Here is a 15,076-nt window from a genome sequence, read left to right on the forward strand (position 1 = left end):
CTCGGGGGCGGGCGGAACTCATCGCCCGGGCGGCGGTTTGCGCTGGGTCAGGCGCCAGTGGTTGCCGAACGGGTCGCGGAACGCCGCGTCGATGCCGTAGAAGCGCTCCTCCGGCGGCTCGATGAACTCCACTCCCCTGGCCTTGAGCTGGTGGTACGTGGCCCAGCAGTCGTCCGTGGCGAACGCGCCGACGGAGGCGTGGCCGGTGGAGACCAGGGCGCGGACCTGCTCGGCGACGCCGCTCTGCAGGGCCGGCGGGCCCGGCAGCACCAGCATCAGCGGCACCTCCGGCTGGGCGGGCGCGTGGACCACGAACCAGTGGAAGCCGTCCTGCACCATGTCGACGTCCGTCTCGAAACCGAGCGTGCCGACGTAGAAGTCGCGGGCCTCGTCCATGTCCAGGACGTTGACGCAGACCAGGGCGAATCCCGTGATCATGGCTCTCTCCGCTGGTTGGTGATCACACGTCGTGCGTGGTGCCCGTGAAGCGGGCCACGACCGGGGCGATCACGTCGGGGGCAACATTATGGTCCTGGTCGGCCAGGACCGCCTGCCGGGCGTCCGGGATCGCGGCCGCCGCGCGCTCGGCCGCCGCGCACAGGAACGCGGGGCTGCGGGAGCCCGCCAGGAGCAGGGTGGGTGCCTGGATCCGCGTCAGGGTGTCCTCGGGGATGGAGCCGTCGCCCATCACGGCGGCGTCGTAGGCGAGGGTGTGGGCCAGGGCGAGGCCCTGCTGGAAGTGGGGTGAGTGGCGCATCCCCTCGATCACCTCCTCGGGCATCCCGACGAGGCTCATGAACAGGGCGAGGGCGTCCCCGCGGCGGTTCTCGGCGAGCAGTCCGCCCAGCCGGGCGGCGTACTCGCTGGTGCGCCGCCGCGCCTCGTCGTCGAGGCTGAACGGCGGCTCCCACATGATCAGCCGGTCCACCGGCACGCCGTCCGCCGCCGCCCGCGCGGCCAGCACCGCGCCGCTCGACAGCCCGAGCAGGCTCGCCGACCCGCCGGCGGCGTCGGTCAGCGCGCGGATGTCGTCGATCTCCCGCGCGACGGCGTACGGCTGGGTGTCGCCGCTGTCGCCGCGGCCCCGGCGGTCGTAGTTGAGCACCGTCATGTGCCGTGCCAGCTCGTCCGCGAGCGCGGCGTCCACGCTGCGGTCGCAGGACGCTCCGGCGACGATGATCAGCGGGGGGCCCGAGCCGATCTGGTCGAAGGCGATGACCGTGCCGTCGGCCGACTCGATCTTGTGCATGATGACTCTCCCTGTCTACGGCGAGCGGATCGCGGGCGTTCCGGATCCCTGCCTTCGACCGTAGGAGCGGCGATCCGGCAGGGCTTCTCCAAAACTGCCCTCCTCGCCCGGGGCCGCGCTCCGCCTCAGGGGCGCGGGCGCGTCCAGATCCGCACGTAGCACTGCGGCACCGGGGGCCCGGGCTCACCCGCCGTGCGGGCGCGGTACGCGCTCGGGCTCTCGCCGGTGAAGCGCCGGAACTGCGTGCTGAACGAGCCCAGACTGCTGAAGCCGACCGCCATGCACACGTCGGTCACCGACTCCTCGCCGTCCCGCAGCAGCGCCTTGGCGCGTTCCATCCGCCGGCTCATCAGGTACTGGTGCGGGGTCTCGCCGAACGCCGCCTTGAAGCTGCGGCTGAAATACGCCGGCGACACCGCCGCGCTACGGGCCAGCGCCGCCACGTCGAGCGGCTCGGCGTAGGCCCGGTCGATCAGATCACGCACCCGCAGCAGATGCCGTGCCAACGGCACCCCAGGTCGCTTCACCGGCTCATCGTCGCACGCCGGGAGGCTTGCGGTGGGGTGTGGTCCGGCTCGGGCTCATTGCCGGTTGGGTGCTCTACGCGATCAGGCGTCCCAGGCACGAGGGCGGCTCAGCTCCTCCCATTCGGGGCGGAGTAGGGACAGCACCGCGAGGTCGTGGCGGCGGCCGCGGTGCATACAGGCGGAACGGCTGATCCCTTCCTGGGTGAAACCGGACCTGGCAAGGACGGCGAGGGCGGGGGCGTTGTCGGAGTGGGTTTCCGCCGTCAGCCGGTAGATCGGGAGTTCGCCGAAGGCCAGATCCACCAGAGCGTCGAGTGCCGCGGTGCCGTGCCCCTGACCGCGGTGCGGAGCAGCGAGCATCAGCTCGACGCGCGCTGTGCCGTCGACGAGGTTCTGGCCGGTCAGCGCGACGTGGCCGACAGGGGTGCGGTCGGGAAGGAGGACGAGGAAGTCATCGCGGTCGTCGTCGTCCATGTCGCGCTCGATACGCTCGCGCATCGCGGTGAGTGAACGTGGCCAGACACCCAGGTGGTGGACGATCACGGGGTCGGAGCGCCAGCCGTGCATGAGCTCGGCGTCGTCCGTGTCGAGTGCCGCCAGACCGACGGACTTCGCCCGCCAGGAGAGTTCTCGTTCGGCTTCCGCGTCGTGATCGTCGACTACGGGTCTGGTGTCTTTGGCCATGAGCGGATGCTAGGTGGCTCCCTCAGACCGGGACTAGCGGGTTTTCCCCGCTCAGCGGCCCTCGGGGCGGCGCCCGGCGCTCACTGCGCCGCGCGCCGCCCCGAGGGGACTTCGTCAGCGCAGGGAGAAGGTGGAGAGGCGCAGGCCGTCGGTGAGGGTCAGGTATACGTTCTGGCGGCGGGACGCGCCCGAGAGTGCGGCCGTCACCTCCGTGTACGCGTACCGCGAGCCCGTGGTGGCCACCGTCGCCCTGGCGGCCAGTGGGCCGTCCGGGGCGCCGAGGCGGACCTCGAGCGTTCCCTCGGCCGACTGCTCGTTGGCGATCCGCGCCGTCAGGCGGGCGGCGCCCCTGCCCAGGTCCGCGTCGGCGAACAGCAGCCACGACCCGGCGGACGCCGCGCCGACCGCCGTGCCGCGCGGCTTGGCCTCGTCGACCAGCCGGACGCCCTCGTAGTCGTCGAAGTTCTCGGCCCGCGTGGTGCGCGACAGGTCGCGCGGCGGGACGGTCTCGCCGTGTACGTCGAGCGTCGTACGGCCGCGGATGTCACCGGACGACGAGCCGACCATGACGTCGTACGTGCTGCGCTCCACCACCCACCGGCTGCGGGTGACGTCCCAGTGCGCGAGCTTGTCCTCCGACAGCGGAAGCGTCACCGTCCGCGTCTGCCCCGGCCGCAGCACGAGCTTGCGGAACGCCTGCAGCTTCTTCAGCGGCTGCTTCACCCGCGAGGTGCGCTGCCGGGTGTACAGCTGCACGACCTCGGCGCCGGTGCGCCGCCCGGTGTTGGTGACGGCGACCTCGATCCCGCCGTGGACGGCGCGCGGTGTGCCGTAGCGGAAGGTGGTGTACGACAGGCCGTGCCCGAAGGGGTAGAGCACCTCGCCGGTGAAGTACTGGTAGGTGCGGTCGAACTTGATGTTGTCGTACTCGAGGATGGAGGGCAGATCGGCCTCGGACCGGTACCAGGTCTGGGTGAGCCTGCCGGCCGGGTTGACGTCGCCGAAGAGGACGTCGGCCAGCGCGTTGCCCGTCTCCTGCCCGGCGTGGGTCGTCCAGAGCAGGGCGGGTGCGTGCTCCTGCTCCCAGTTCAGCGTGGTGGGGTAGCTGTTCTCCACCACGACCACCGTGTTCGGATTCGCCGCCAGCACGGCCTTCACCAGCGCCGCCTGGGTCTCCGCCAGGCCCATGTCCTCGCGGTCGTCGGTCTCACGGGAGTTGATGAAGGGCATGGAGCCGACCACGACGACCGCCACGTCCGCGTCCCGCGCCGCCGCCACCGCCTCCTCGGCGCCGTCACGCACGACCTCGCGGGTGTAGCGGCTCGCGTCGGCGGCGGAGCCGAGGACGAGCGTGCCGTCGGCCGCCCGGGCGCGGAGGTAGACGTTGCCGCCGAGCCAGTTCTCGTAGCCCGTGTACTTCAGCAGGACCGTGCCGTCGCCCTGCTCCTGGAGCGTGAACAGCTGGGAGACGAACCAGCCGTTGGGCTGGTCCTGGTCGTTGAAGAACTGGTAGCCGCCTCCGTCGGGGTCGCGCATGCCGACGACCTTGCCGTTGGCGGCCGAGCGCAGGGTGACCACGCCCTGGCCCCAGCCGAAGACGTCGAAGTGCGCCGTCTCGCCGGGCTCGCCCGCGTTCTCCTTCAGCGCCGCCCCCTGGGCACCGCTGCCGGCCGTGACGTACGCGCCGGTGGCGGCGTTCCTGAGGGCGATCCGGTCGACGCCCTCGCTCGCGGTGACGGTCGCACCGGCACCGAGCCGCTTCGTGATGCCCGCCAGCGGCGTCACCTTGTACGGCAGTTCGCCGGAGTACCAGTCGGCGTAGAGGGTGTCCGCCAGCGGGCCGACAACCGCGACCTTGCGCAGCGCCCCGGCGTTCAGCGGCAGGGCGCCGCCCTCGTTCTTCAGCAGCACGATCGCCTCGGCGGCGGCCCGGCGGGCGAGCTTCTGGTGTGCCGGGCTGTTGATGACGGACTTGTCGATCTTCCCGTACGGGCCCCCGTCCTCGTCGAACTCGCCGAGGCGGAAGCGGATGTCCAGGATGTGCCGGACGGCGGTGTCGACGTCCGACTCCGCGAGCAGGCCCTTGTCGAGCGCCTCCTTGATCGCGGCGATGGTCTTCGAGGCGTCCCGGTCGTCGGTGGTGAAGCTGTCGAGGCCCGCCTTGATGATCGCCGCGTCGGCCTCGGCCAGCGTGTCGAAGTACTTCTGCGCGCCGGTCGCCGGCAGGTTGTTGGGCGCCCAGGCGTCGGTGACGTTCAGCAGCGCCCGGTCGGTCCAGGTGCGGACGGAGCCGTTGAGGTCGGTGACCGTGCAGGGACGGCCGTTGACGAGGTTGTACGAGGTCATCACCCCGCACGCCGCGTCGGCCGAGATGGCCGTCTTGTACGCGGGCTCCTCGTACTCCTTCAGCACCCGCGGGCGCAGGTCGGAGGAGGTCTGGTCACGTCTGACCTCGTTGTTGTTGGCCAGGTAGTGCTTGACCAGCGGGGCCGTCTTCAGGTTGTCGGGGTCGCCGCCGCTGAGGCCGCCGGCGTACGCGGTCGATATCACGCCGGTCAGGTACGGGTCCTCGGAGTACCCCTCCTCGTTGCGGCCCCAGCGCGGGTCGCGCAGCAGCTGGACCACCGGCGACCACACGTTCAGGCCCCAGCCCGCCGGGCGCTCGTGCTGCAGTCCGCGCACCTCGTCGCCGACGGCGGAGCCGACCTGGTGGATCAGGTCCGGGTTCCAGGTGGAGCCGAGGCCGATCGCCTGCGGGAAGACCGTGGCGGGGCCCAGCCAGGCCAGGCCGTGCAGCGCCTCGGTGCCGGTGCGGAACGCCTTCATGCCGAGCCGCGGTATCTCCGGCTGCCACTGGTGCAGCAGCGAGATCTTCTCGTCCAGGGTGAGCCGGCCGAGCAGGTCCTCGACCCGGCCGGCGAGCGGCGCGGCAACGGGTGCGGCGGCCGGGGTGCCGGCGGCGGCCGCGGGCCTCGCGGCGGCACCGGCCAGTGCGGCGGCCAGGGGAACGGTCAACACGGTTCTGCGCTTCACGTACACGACTCCTTCCGAGATAGTCGAATCGCTTCGACCATGGGGTGGATCCGGTCCTGGATCCGGGTCTTTCGGTACGTACGTCTCGTGCCTGTGCTCAGCCGGAACGGCCCGCCGCTCAGCCGGAAACGGTGCGCCGCGTAGTCGTCGCGCGCCGCGTCAGCCGCGGCGGCAGCAGGGTCGCCCCGGGCACCGGCAGCCCGTCCAGCTTGCGCATCAGCAGCCCCACCGCCTCCGCGCCGATCTCCGCCGAGGGGATCGCCACGGACGTGATCGGCACCGGCGCCTGCTCCGCCTGCTCGTCCGGGCAGATCGCCACCACCGACAGGTCGTCGGGCACCCGCAGGCCCAGCTCGCGGAACGCGTCGATGAGCGGCTGCACCAGCGGCTCGTTGTGCACCATGAGCCCGGTCAGCTCCGGGTGTTCGCGCAGCAGCCGCTCGGCCATCGCCCGCGCCGCCGCCCGCGTCGACTCGCAGGGGTAGACCATCGACGTGAGTCCGCGCTCGCGCGCCGCGGCGGTGAAGCCGTGCGCGACGCGCTGCGCGAAGCCGGTCTCACGCAGATAGACCTCGGGCGGCGAGCCGACCAGCGCCACGCACCGGTGGCCGAGTTCGGCCAGGTGCGCGGCGCACGCCCCGCCGGCGGCCTCGAAGTCGAGGTCGATGCAGGTGAGCCCCTCCGGTTCGGCGGGGAAGCCGATGAGGACGCTCGGCCGGTCCAGCGCCCGCAGCAGCGGCAGCCGGGCGTCGTGCAGTTGCACGTCCATCACGATCAGCGCGTCGACCAGTGCCGTGTCCGCGACGCGCCGCAGTCCCTCCTCGCCCTCCTCCTGGGTCAGCAGCAGCACGTCGTGGTCGTGCTGCCGGGCCGTGGTCACCACCGAGACCGCGAACTGCATGACCACCGGCACGTGGATCCCGGCGCGGAACGGGATCACCAGCGCCAGTACGTTGGACCGGCTGCTGGCCAGCGCCCGGGCGCCCGCGTGCGGGCGGTAGCCGAGTTCGCGGATGCTGGCCTCGATGCGCTGCCGGGTCTCGTCCGAGATCGGCCGCTTGCCGCTGAGGGCGTACGAGACCGTGCTCGGCGACACGCCGGCGTGCTGCGCCACATCGGTGATCTTGACCATCGTCGCCCCCTGGATGACTCGTTCGACGGATCGGACAGCCTAGTTCGGCTCAACTCGGCTGAGTTCAGCCACGGTCACCCCGGTGCCGGCCGCGGCGCGCACCGTCGGGCCGCCCGCCACCTCCAGAGTCCACGGGCGGCTCGGGTCGCTCGCCGAGGCCCGTACCGTGGTGCCCTCGCGGACGACGGTGAAGTCCACGCCCCCCACCCTCAGGGCGACCCGGTCGCCGGCGTGCAGCCCGTACGCGCGCAGTGTGACGCCGTCCGCGTAGTCGTAGTCCGGCCGGTCGTCGACGGCGCCGACCGGCAGCACCGCGCCCGGACGCACCAGCACCGGCGCGCTGTCGAAGCCGTGGCGCTCCTTCACCCAGCGCGGACCCCGCACCTCCTCGCCGGTCAGCAGGTGCGTCCAGGTGCCTTGGGGCACGTAGTACGAGACGTCCCCGGCGTCCGAGAACACCGGCGCCACCAGCAGGTCCGGGCCGAGCATGTACTGCCGCTCCAGATGCGTACACGCCGGGTCGTCCGGGAACTCCAGCGCCATGGCCCGCATCATCGGCACGCCCTCTTCGTGCGCCTGGCGGGAGACCGCGTCCAGGTACGGCATGAGGCGCAGCTTCAGCTTGGTGAACATCCGCAGCACGTCGACGGCCTCCTCGTCGAACAGCCACGGCACCCGGTACGAGGACGAACCGTGCAGCCGCGAGTGCGAGGACAGCAGCCCGAAGGCGATCCACCGCTTGAACAGCGCGGGCGACGGCGTGCCTTCGAAGCCGCCGATGTCGTGGCTCCAGTAGCCGAAGCCCGACATGCCGAGCGAGAGCCCGCCGCGCAGCGACTCGGCCATCGCCTCGTACGTCGACTCGCAGTCACCGCCCCAGTGCACCGGGAACTGCTGGCTGCCGGTCGTCGCCGAGCGGGCGAAGACCACCGCCTCGCCCTCGCCGCGGTGCTTCTTCAGCACGTCGAAGACGGTCTGGTTGTAGAGGTAGGTGTAGTAGTTGTGCATCCGCTCCGGGTCCGAGCCGTCGAAGTACGCCACGTCCGTGGGCACCCGCTCGCCGAAGTCGGTCTTGAAGCAGTCGACGCCCATCTCCAGCAGCGCCTCCAGCTTGCCCGCGTACCAGGCCCGTGCCTGCGGGTTGGAGAAGTCCACCAGCCCCATGCCCGGCTGCCACAGGTCCCACTGCCACACACTGCCGTCCGGCTTCTTCAGCAGATAGCCGCCCTCGCGGCCCTCGGCGAAGAGCGGGGAGCGCTGCGCGATGTACGGGTTGATCCACACGCAGATGCGCAGGCCCTTCTCCTTCAGCCGGGCGAGCATGCCCCGCGGGTCGGGGAAGACACGCGGGTCCCACTGGAAGTCGCACCAGTTGAACTCGCGCATCCAGAAGCAGTCGAAGTGGAAGACGGACAGCGGCAGATCGCGCTCCGCCATCCCGTCGATGAAGGACGTCACCGTCTCCTCGTCGTACGACGTGGTGAACGACGTCGACAGCCACAGCCCGAACGACCATGCCGGCGGCAGCGCGGGCCGGCCGGTGAGCGCGGTGTACTTGCGCAGGATCTCCTTCGGTGTCGGGCCGTGGATGACGTAGTACGTCAGGTCCTGGCCCTCGACGCTGAACTGCACCCGCGAGACCGACTCCGAGCCGACCTCCAGCGACACCCGGCCGGGATGGTCGACGAACACGCCGTAGCCGGCGTCCGTCAGGTAGAACGGCACGTTCTTGTACGCCTGCTCGGTGGCCGTGCCGCCGTCGGCGTTCCAGATGTCGACCACCTGGCCGTTCTTGACCAGCGGCCCGAACCGCTCGCCGAGCCCGTAGACGTTCGTGCCGACCGCCAGATGCAACTGCTCACGCAGATAGTGCTCGCCGCTGCCGTTCTGCATGATGCCCATGCCCTTCGGGCCGGACGACGTCAGCGGTCGCATCCCGTCCGCGGCGAGGAAGTCGAGCTGCCACGGCCCGCCGCGCGCCACCCGCACCGCGAGGCTGCCCGCGACGAGCAGCGCGTGCTCGTCGTCGTACGACACCTGCGCGTGGGTGTCGCCCTCGGCGAGGGCGAAGTGGGGACCGCGATCGACCCCGCCGTCGAAGTGGGTGAGGGTCACACCGATCACGTCGGGCATGGGGGAATGGCACGAGACCGTCATGACCGGGCCCTTCAGCAGATCGCCGCGGTGCCGGATGGGCTGGGTGGGGGCGTGGATCTCGAGCGTGCCGTCCTCGGTGCCGGTCACGTCGAGGACCTCGACCGGGTAGGCGGCGCTCACGCCCTCGCGCAGCATCCAGTAGCCGTCGGTGAACTTCATACGGCAGCCTTTCTGGGGGTTCCGGGGTTACTTGACCGCGCCCACGGCGATGCCGCGGGTCAGCGTCCGCTGGAAGATGAGGAAGAACGCGATGGCGGGCAGCACGCCCAGCAGCGCGGCGGCGTTCGTCATCGTGGCGTCCATGTCCCGCTGGCCCTGCAGCACGCCGAGGGCGACGGAGACGGTCTGGACGTCGTCGGAGACGAGCATGACGAGCGGCAGCAGGAACTCGTTCCAGGTCCAGATGAAGAACAGCACCATTAGCACGCCGATGGTGGGCCGGCTGACCGGCACCACGACCCGCCACAGCACCTGCCACTTGGTGGCCCCGTCGATCCGGGCCGCCTCGATGATCTCGCGCGGGAAGCCGGAGAGCACCGAGGAGAGCAGATACGTGCCGAAGGCGGACTGGATGACGGTGAAGACGATGATGACGCTGAGCCTCGTGTCGTAGAGGCCGGCCTCCTTCGAGAGGTAGTAGACCGGGTAGACCAGGGACTCCTGCGGCAGCATGTTGGCCAGTACGAAGAAGGCGAGCACCCACGGCCGCCCCTTGATCCGGCCGATGCCGATGGCGTACGCGCTGAGCACGGAGAGCCCGACGGCGAGCACCGCCACCGAACCGGAGATCAGCACGGAGTTCCACAGCTTCTCGCCGAAGTCGACGCGCTCCCAGAACTCGGTGAGCCCGTCCAGGTAGAGGCCGTCCGGCAGGCTGAGCGGGCCGTCGGAGGAGTACTCCTCCGGCGACTTCACCGCGTTCATGACCACGACCACGAACGGCAGCACCATGAAGAGCGCGCCGAGCGTCAGCGCCGCGAGCACGGGGTACTTCTTGACGGCGGTCATCACGCCTCGTCCTCCGCCTTGGTCTGCAGGCGCAGCGCGACGACGGCCAGCACCATGATGAGGATGGTGAGGACGGTGGAGACCGCGGCCCCGTAGGACGCCTGGAAGTTCTCGAAGAAGTTCTGGTACGCGAAGTACGACGGGACGTTCGTGGACCCGCCGGGCCCGCCGCCGGTCAGCACGTACACCATGCCGAAGACCTTCAGCGCGGCGATCGTGCACCACAGCAGCACCACACCGATCTCCGGCCGCAGCTGCGGCAGCGTCACATGCCAGAACCGCCCCCACCAGCCGGCGCCGTCCAGCTCCGCCGCCTCGTGCAGCGCCGGATCGAGGCGCTGCAGCCCGGACATGAAGATGACCAGCGGGAAGCCGATCTGCACCCAGACCATGACGCCCATGACGCTGTACAGCGCCCAGTCCGGGTCGCCGAGCCAGTCCTGCTGCAGCGCGTCCAGGCCCACCGCGCCCAGCAGATCGTTCAGCGAGCCGTTCTCCGGGGCGAGGATCCAGCTCCAGACGATGCCGGCGACCGCGATCGGCAGCACCTGCGGCAGGTAGAAGCAGGCGCGCAGGACGGACGCCCAGCGGTTGCCGGCGTGCTTCGCGACGACGTCGAAGAGCGCGGAGGCCAGGACGATGCCGAGGGCGGTGGGTACCAGCGCCATCGCCACGACCATCGCCAGGCTGTGCCGGAACGACTCCCAGAAGTCCTCGTCGCCGACGAGCTTCTCGTAGTTGTCCAGGCCCGTGAACTCCGGGGTGCCGACGCCGGACCAGTCGGTGAAGCTGATCCCGGTGTTCATGACGAACGGCACGACGATGACGACGAGGAAGGCGAGCGCTCCAGGGAGGAGGAACAGCGCGTACGAGCCCTCTGCCGGCGAGCGCCCGCCGCCGGCCCGGCGACGGCGGGAGGGGTTTCGCGTCCCGCCGGCGCCGGTGGCCTCCTTGGTGATGACGGCCGTCATTCGTTCAGCACGTTCTCGTCGTACTCGTCCTGCAGCGACTTCAGCACGTCCGCGGGCTCGGCGCTCTGCGTGATCAGCTTCTGCACCTCGGAGGCGAGGGTGTCGTAGAAGCCGTTGGCCGGCCAGTCGGGGTAGAACGCGAGGCCGTCGTTGCCGGCCAGTGTGTCGTACTGCTGGATGAGCTTCTTGGCCCGCTCGTCGGTGATGGAGGCGGCGTCCGCGGCGACCGGAACGCCGCCGGCGTTGCCGAGGGTGTTCTGGATCTGCTTCTGCATCGTGATGTCGATGAAGTCGTACGCCAGTTCCTTGTTCTCGGCGCCCTCGGGCACCACCCAGAGGTTGCCGCCGGAGCCGAGCGACAGCTTGCTCTCGGGCCACAGGAAGGTGTCCCAGTCGAACTTCTTGATCTCGGTGCCGAAGCGGCCGAACCACCAGCTGCCGGAGAAGAACATCGGGTGCTTGCCCTGCATGAACGAGACGCCGGCGTCCTCGGCCTTGACCCCGCTGGAGTTCTTCGCGATGTAGCCCTTGGCGACCCAGTCCGCGAAGGTCTGGGCGGCGTACGTCCAGGCCGCGTCGGAGAAGTCGGTCTTGCCCTTCATCTGGAAGGAGTCGACCCAGGAGCGGTCGGCCTGGGAGAGGGCGAGCTGGTACACGTACTGCTGGGCGATGTACTCGGCGCCGCCGTTGGCGAACGGGGTGAGGCCGGCGCTCTTGAAGGTGGCGAGGGCCTGTTCGAGCTCGGCGACGGTGGTCGGCACCTGGACGCCGTGCTCGGCGAAGAGGTCCTTGTTGTAGTAGACCATCGTGTACTCGGCGTAGTTGGGCACGCCGTACCAGGCGCCGCTGCCCATCACGCCCTTCTGGTCGTACTGGCTGGTGATGGCGACGGACGGCGGTATCGCCTTGTCCCAGCCGCGCTTCTTCACCTCTTCGGTCATGTCGGTGAGCAGCCCTTGCTTGGACAGCTGTCCGGTGGTGGCGTTGCCCTTGTTGTACTCCAGCAGGTCGGGCGCCTTGTCGGAGTTCAGCACCTGGGGGGCGGTCTTCTGGATCTGCTCGAAGCCCTTGGCCTCGAACTCGACCTTGACGCCGGGATGCTGCTTCTTGAACTCCGCGATGGCCTCGTTCCAGGCCTTGCCCATGGCGCTCTCCGGCGCCTCGTAGTGCCAGAGCCGCAGCGTGTCGCCGGCCCCCTTGGCATCGGAGCCGTCGTCGCCGCACGCGGCCAGCGTGCTCAACGACAGGGCGCCCACCAGGGCAGCCGCCCAGAGGCGCGCCCCTCTTCGTGCCTTCAACATCGACTGCCTCCGGGAGGGTTGGGAATGTCGGACGGGAGGTGCGGCGACTTCGTCGAATCGGTTCGACAGCGGACATCGAATCGCTTCGACGGAGAAGATAGGGATGTGTCGCTGATACGTCAATGGCGTTAACAAATCGATGCGCCGCGCACGGGGTACCCGCCGGGGGGTGAGCGGGAGGGGGCGAGAGGGAGCGACTGCCGCGTCCCGCGACGGCTACGGGCGGATGACGATGGTGCTGACGGTGCCGTCGCCCCAGACCGTGGTGTTCAGCATCATCCGGCCGTCGAGGGACGCCATCGTGAACTCGGGCACGAAACGGTCGGTGAACAGGTTCGCGAAGCCGCTCCGCAGCAGGTCCGCCTCGCTCCCCACCAAGTCCCATTCATCGAGGAGTCGGACCCGGAACCACACCTCGTAGGGCTCAATATCCGGATCCTCCCCGAGACGCGCGCGGCCGACGCAGAGGAGAAACTCACGCCTCTCGTCGAGCAGCCCGTACTCCGCGGCCATGCGGTACCAGCCCGCGTTGACCTTTTCGGCGAAGTCCGGGGCGCTCGGGTCGGCGATCTCCTCCGGCCGCGAGTCGAAGCGCCCGTGTTCCGGCTTCGCACTCGCGGGCCCCACGTACGCCGGCAGTGGCGGCAGCCGGACCTCCTCCTGGACCCGTTCCACGAGCCGCAGCCCGGCGGGCGCGAGTATGTCACCGACCTCGGCCTCAGTCATCGTCACGGCAGCACGCTGGCCGCAGGCCACGCAGGCCGGGAGGGATTTTCGAACGCCGATCTCGACGCCCGGGCGCTCGGCATGGCTGCGTTCTGCATCGTCACCCGTCGAGGTTCCACGTCGCCGGGAGGTCCGTGTCGCAGAAGGCGCACGCGTAGTGGGACTCGTGCACGATCGTGCGTTCGTGGCAGGACGGGCAGCGGCGGAACACCACCTCGTGGGTGAAGGACGTGTCGTGGCCGAGGCCGGCGTGGGACAGGGCCGTGGCCACCGCCGGCCAGGAGGTCGTGTCGGGGCAGTAGCCCGTGGAGTGGTTGCTGACCGGGCGCGCCCGCCAGCCGGCGGCCTCGCGGGTGAAGCCCATCTCGCCTGCTGCCAGGACCTCTTCGCCGCCCGCGCACGCCACGTGTTCGCTGCGGCGCGGGGCCAGGCGCAGGGTGCCGGTCGTGTCGATCACGTACGGGAAGGGGTCGGCGAGGTCCTGCGCGGTCTGCTCGGCGATCCAGGTCGCGAAGTCGGACGGGGTGGCGATGCGGCGGCCCTGGGTGGCGGGGCCCGCCGACTCACGGAGGTCCGGTGGGCCGAGGTAGCGGTAGGTCCTCGGGACGCTCACCGGTCCGGGACCGCGCAGTCCAGGACGCGGCCGTCCACCGTGCCGATCAGCAGCCGACCGGCGGCGTACGTCAGGCACAGCGGGGTCACCGGGTGGCCGTGGGCCATGGCCGTGCGGCGCCACCGGAGCGTGCCGTCCGTCGTGTTCAGGGCCTCCACCTCGCCCGAGCGGTACGCCGCGTACACCGTGTGCTCGTCGCCGTCGACGTCGGCCAGGGGGAGGTCCGTCAGACGCAGCCACGCCACCGAGCCGTCGGGGACGCGGCGGCCGGCGATGTACGTCCCTTCCCGGCCGTCGGCGTACGACCGGCCCGGGTCGTAGGTGCGGCCCGCGTGGACGAGGGCGGTTTCGGTCTCCAGCCCGGGGCCCGGCCACGGGTGCAGGGAGGAGTCCGGGTCCCAGTCCACGGGGAACAGGGGGCGCCGCGCGGCGGGGCCGTGGGCGCCCGGGGGTTCGATCGCCCAGAGCCAGGTGGCGTCGGTGTCGGGGCCCGGGCCCTCGGCGTAGAGCAGGCGGGTGCTGTGACGGATGTGCAGGGGTGGGGCGTTCGTGCCGCGGGCGGGGGTGGCGAGGCGGCTGTGCTCGCGGTGGGCGGGGCTCATCAGGACCGTGTCGCCGTCGGCGCGGCCGAGGTCGCGCAGGGCCAGCCACCCCTCCGCGCTGTCCGTGAGGCCCACGGCCGAGGCGAGGGTGACCTCGTCCAGGCGGTCGCCGGTCGCCGTGGAGACGCGGTGGGCGACCGGTGCGCGGTCGTGGTGGCGGCCGGTCGCGGGGTCGCGGTGGAAGCCGCGGTGGGTGACCCACGCCGACTCGCCGTCCGGGGACAGGCGTAGATCCGCGCTCCCCTCCCCCTCGGCGGGCAGCGACCAGCGCGGCGCCCCGGAGGGGTCGAAGCACTCCAGGTCCGTGAACGCGCCCGTCGCCAGCACCCGCCCGTCGGCGGTCGCGGCCACGGCCCGGACGTGTCCCCGCCGGCGCCAGCTCGAACCGACCGCCGCGGCCAGCTCGGTGAGGCGTTCCGCCGCCCCCGGGTCGTACAGCAGGCCGCTCGGCACCATGGGATGGCTGACCGCGTCCGGGTCGACCAGGCCGGCCGGTGCCGTCAGCCAGTCGTCGGCCGCCACGGCCAGTTCGAAGCCCTTGCCGAAGCCGCCGTCCTTGTCCTCGGGCGAGAGCAGCATGGCCAGCCGGCCGTCGTCGAGCCAGCGCAGATGGCGTACCTGGCGGCTCTTGCTCAGCAGCGCGGTCACCCGGCCCGTCCGCAGATGGAGCAGGAGCAGTTGGCCGTGGAAGTCCCAGGTGCCGTCGTACTGCCCGGTGCCGACGGCCGCCAGCGGCAGCTGCGGATGGACGGCGATGGCGCAGACGGCGTGGCGTACGGCGATGACGTGCCGGGTGCGCAGGTCGCCGGCCTCGTACACGCCGACGCGGTGGTGCTTCCATGCGCCGCGGCCCCGCCAGTCGACGTGGCCGAGGTCGCCGGCCGCGATGACGCAGTCGTTGCGCTCGTCGGTGACCGCCCAGACGGGGCGGCCTATCTCGGCGAACGGCTGGTCCCCCATGATCATGCGTGTGGTCAGTGCTTCGCCCATGGTGTCCCCTCCCCGCGAAGTGAGCGCACCATTGTGAGCCGGTACGGCCCGCCCGTCACCCGGATGGTGTCCGCGGGCGCACC

General features: G+C 71.0%; 13 protein-coding genes. All 13 read right to left on the reverse strand.

The annotated features are described in order from the left end of the window. Positions 1-18: 18 nt before the first annotated feature. Positions 19-438: a VOC family protein gene (locus tag AB0M28_RS06100; protein ID WP_365398468.1), complete on the reverse strand. Its 420-nt coding sequence runs from the start codon at positions 436-438 to the stop codon at positions 19-21. Positions 439-460: 22 nt separating this feature from the next. Beyond that, positions 461-1,249, reverse strand: a complete 789-nt coding sequence (locus AB0M28_RS06105; RefSeq protein WP_365398471.1) for an alpha/beta hydrolase — start codon at positions 1,247-1,249, stop codon at positions 461-463. A gap of 125 nt (positions 1,250-1,374) precedes the next feature. Further along, positions 1,375-1,776 (reverse strand): AraC family transcriptional regulator, encoded by a 402-nt coding sequence (locus AB0M28_RS06110; RefSeq protein ID WP_365398474.1) that lies wholly within the window; start codon positions 1,774-1,776, stop codon positions 1,375-1,377. Positions 1,777-1,857: 81 nt separating this feature from the next. Continuing rightward, entirely contained in the window at positions 1,858-2,460 is a 603-nt protein-coding gene (locus tag AB0M28_RS06115) for a GNAT family protein (RefSeq protein WP_365398477.1), read from the reverse strand. 114 nt (positions 2,461-2,574) lie between these two features. Further along, positions 2,575-5,493: a glycoside hydrolase family 3 C-terminal domain-containing protein gene (locus AB0M28_RS06120; RefSeq protein ID WP_365398479.1), complete on the reverse strand. Its 2,919-nt coding sequence runs from the start codon at positions 5,491-5,493 to the stop codon at positions 2,575-2,577. A 118-nt stretch (positions 5,494-5,611) separates the two neighbouring features. After that, positions 5,612-6,625 (reverse strand): LacI family DNA-binding transcriptional regulator, encoded by a 1,014-nt coding sequence (locus AB0M28_RS06125; RefSeq protein ID WP_365398481.1) that lies wholly within the window; start codon positions 6,623-6,625, stop codon positions 5,612-5,614. Between the two features lie 39 nt (positions 6,626-6,664). Beyond that, entirely contained in the window at positions 6,665-8,941 is a 2,277-nt protein-coding gene (gene yicI, locus AB0M28_RS06130; RefSeq protein ID WP_365398484.1) for an alpha-xylosidase, read from the reverse strand. A gap of 27 nt (positions 8,942-8,968) precedes the next feature. Beyond that, positions 8,969-9,793 carry a carbohydrate ABC transporter permease gene (locus AB0M28_RS06135; protein ID WP_365398487.1) on the reverse strand — a complete coding sequence of 275 codons (825 nt, stop codon included), beginning with the start codon at positions 9,791-9,793 and terminating at the stop codon, positions 8,969-8,971. Then, positions 9,790-10,761, reverse strand: a complete 972-nt coding sequence (locus AB0M28_RS06140; protein ID WP_365398490.1) for a sugar ABC transporter permease — start codon at positions 10,759-10,761, stop codon at positions 9,790-9,792. The genes AB0M28_RS06135 and AB0M28_RS06140 overlap by 4 nt, the downstream gene beginning before the upstream one ends. Then, positions 10,758-12,062, reverse strand: coding sequence for an extracellular solute-binding protein (locus AB0M28_RS06145; RefSeq protein ID WP_365398493.1), 1,305 nt, complete (start codon positions 12,060-12,062; stop codon positions 10,758-10,760). Before AB0M28_RS06145 ends, AB0M28_RS06140 begins: the two co-directional genes overlap by 4 nt. 216 nt (positions 12,063-12,278) lie before the next feature. Further along, entirely contained in the window at positions 12,279-12,788 is a 510-nt protein-coding gene (locus AB0M28_RS06150; RefSeq protein WP_365398522.1) for a hypothetical protein, read from the reverse strand. A 100-nt stretch (positions 12,789-12,888) separates the two neighbouring features. Next, the gene (locus AB0M28_RS06155; protein ID WP_365398496.1) at positions 12,889-13,401 is read right to left on the reverse strand and encodes a hypothetical protein; all 513 of its coding nucleotides are present in this window, start codon (positions 13,399-13,401) and stop codon (positions 12,889-12,891) included. Then, the gene (locus AB0M28_RS06160; RefSeq protein WP_365398499.1) at positions 13,398-14,993 is read right to left on the reverse strand and encodes a hypothetical protein; all 1,596 of its coding nucleotides are present in this window, start codon (positions 14,991-14,993) and stop codon (positions 13,398-13,400) included. Before AB0M28_RS06160 ends, AB0M28_RS06155 begins: the two co-directional genes overlap by 4 nt. Positions 14,994-15,076 lie beyond the last annotated feature (83 nt).

Source organism: Streptomyces sp. NPDC051940 (assembly GCF_040680895.1).
GTDB lineage: Bacteria > Actinomycetota > Actinomycetes > Streptomycetales > Streptomycetaceae > Streptomyces.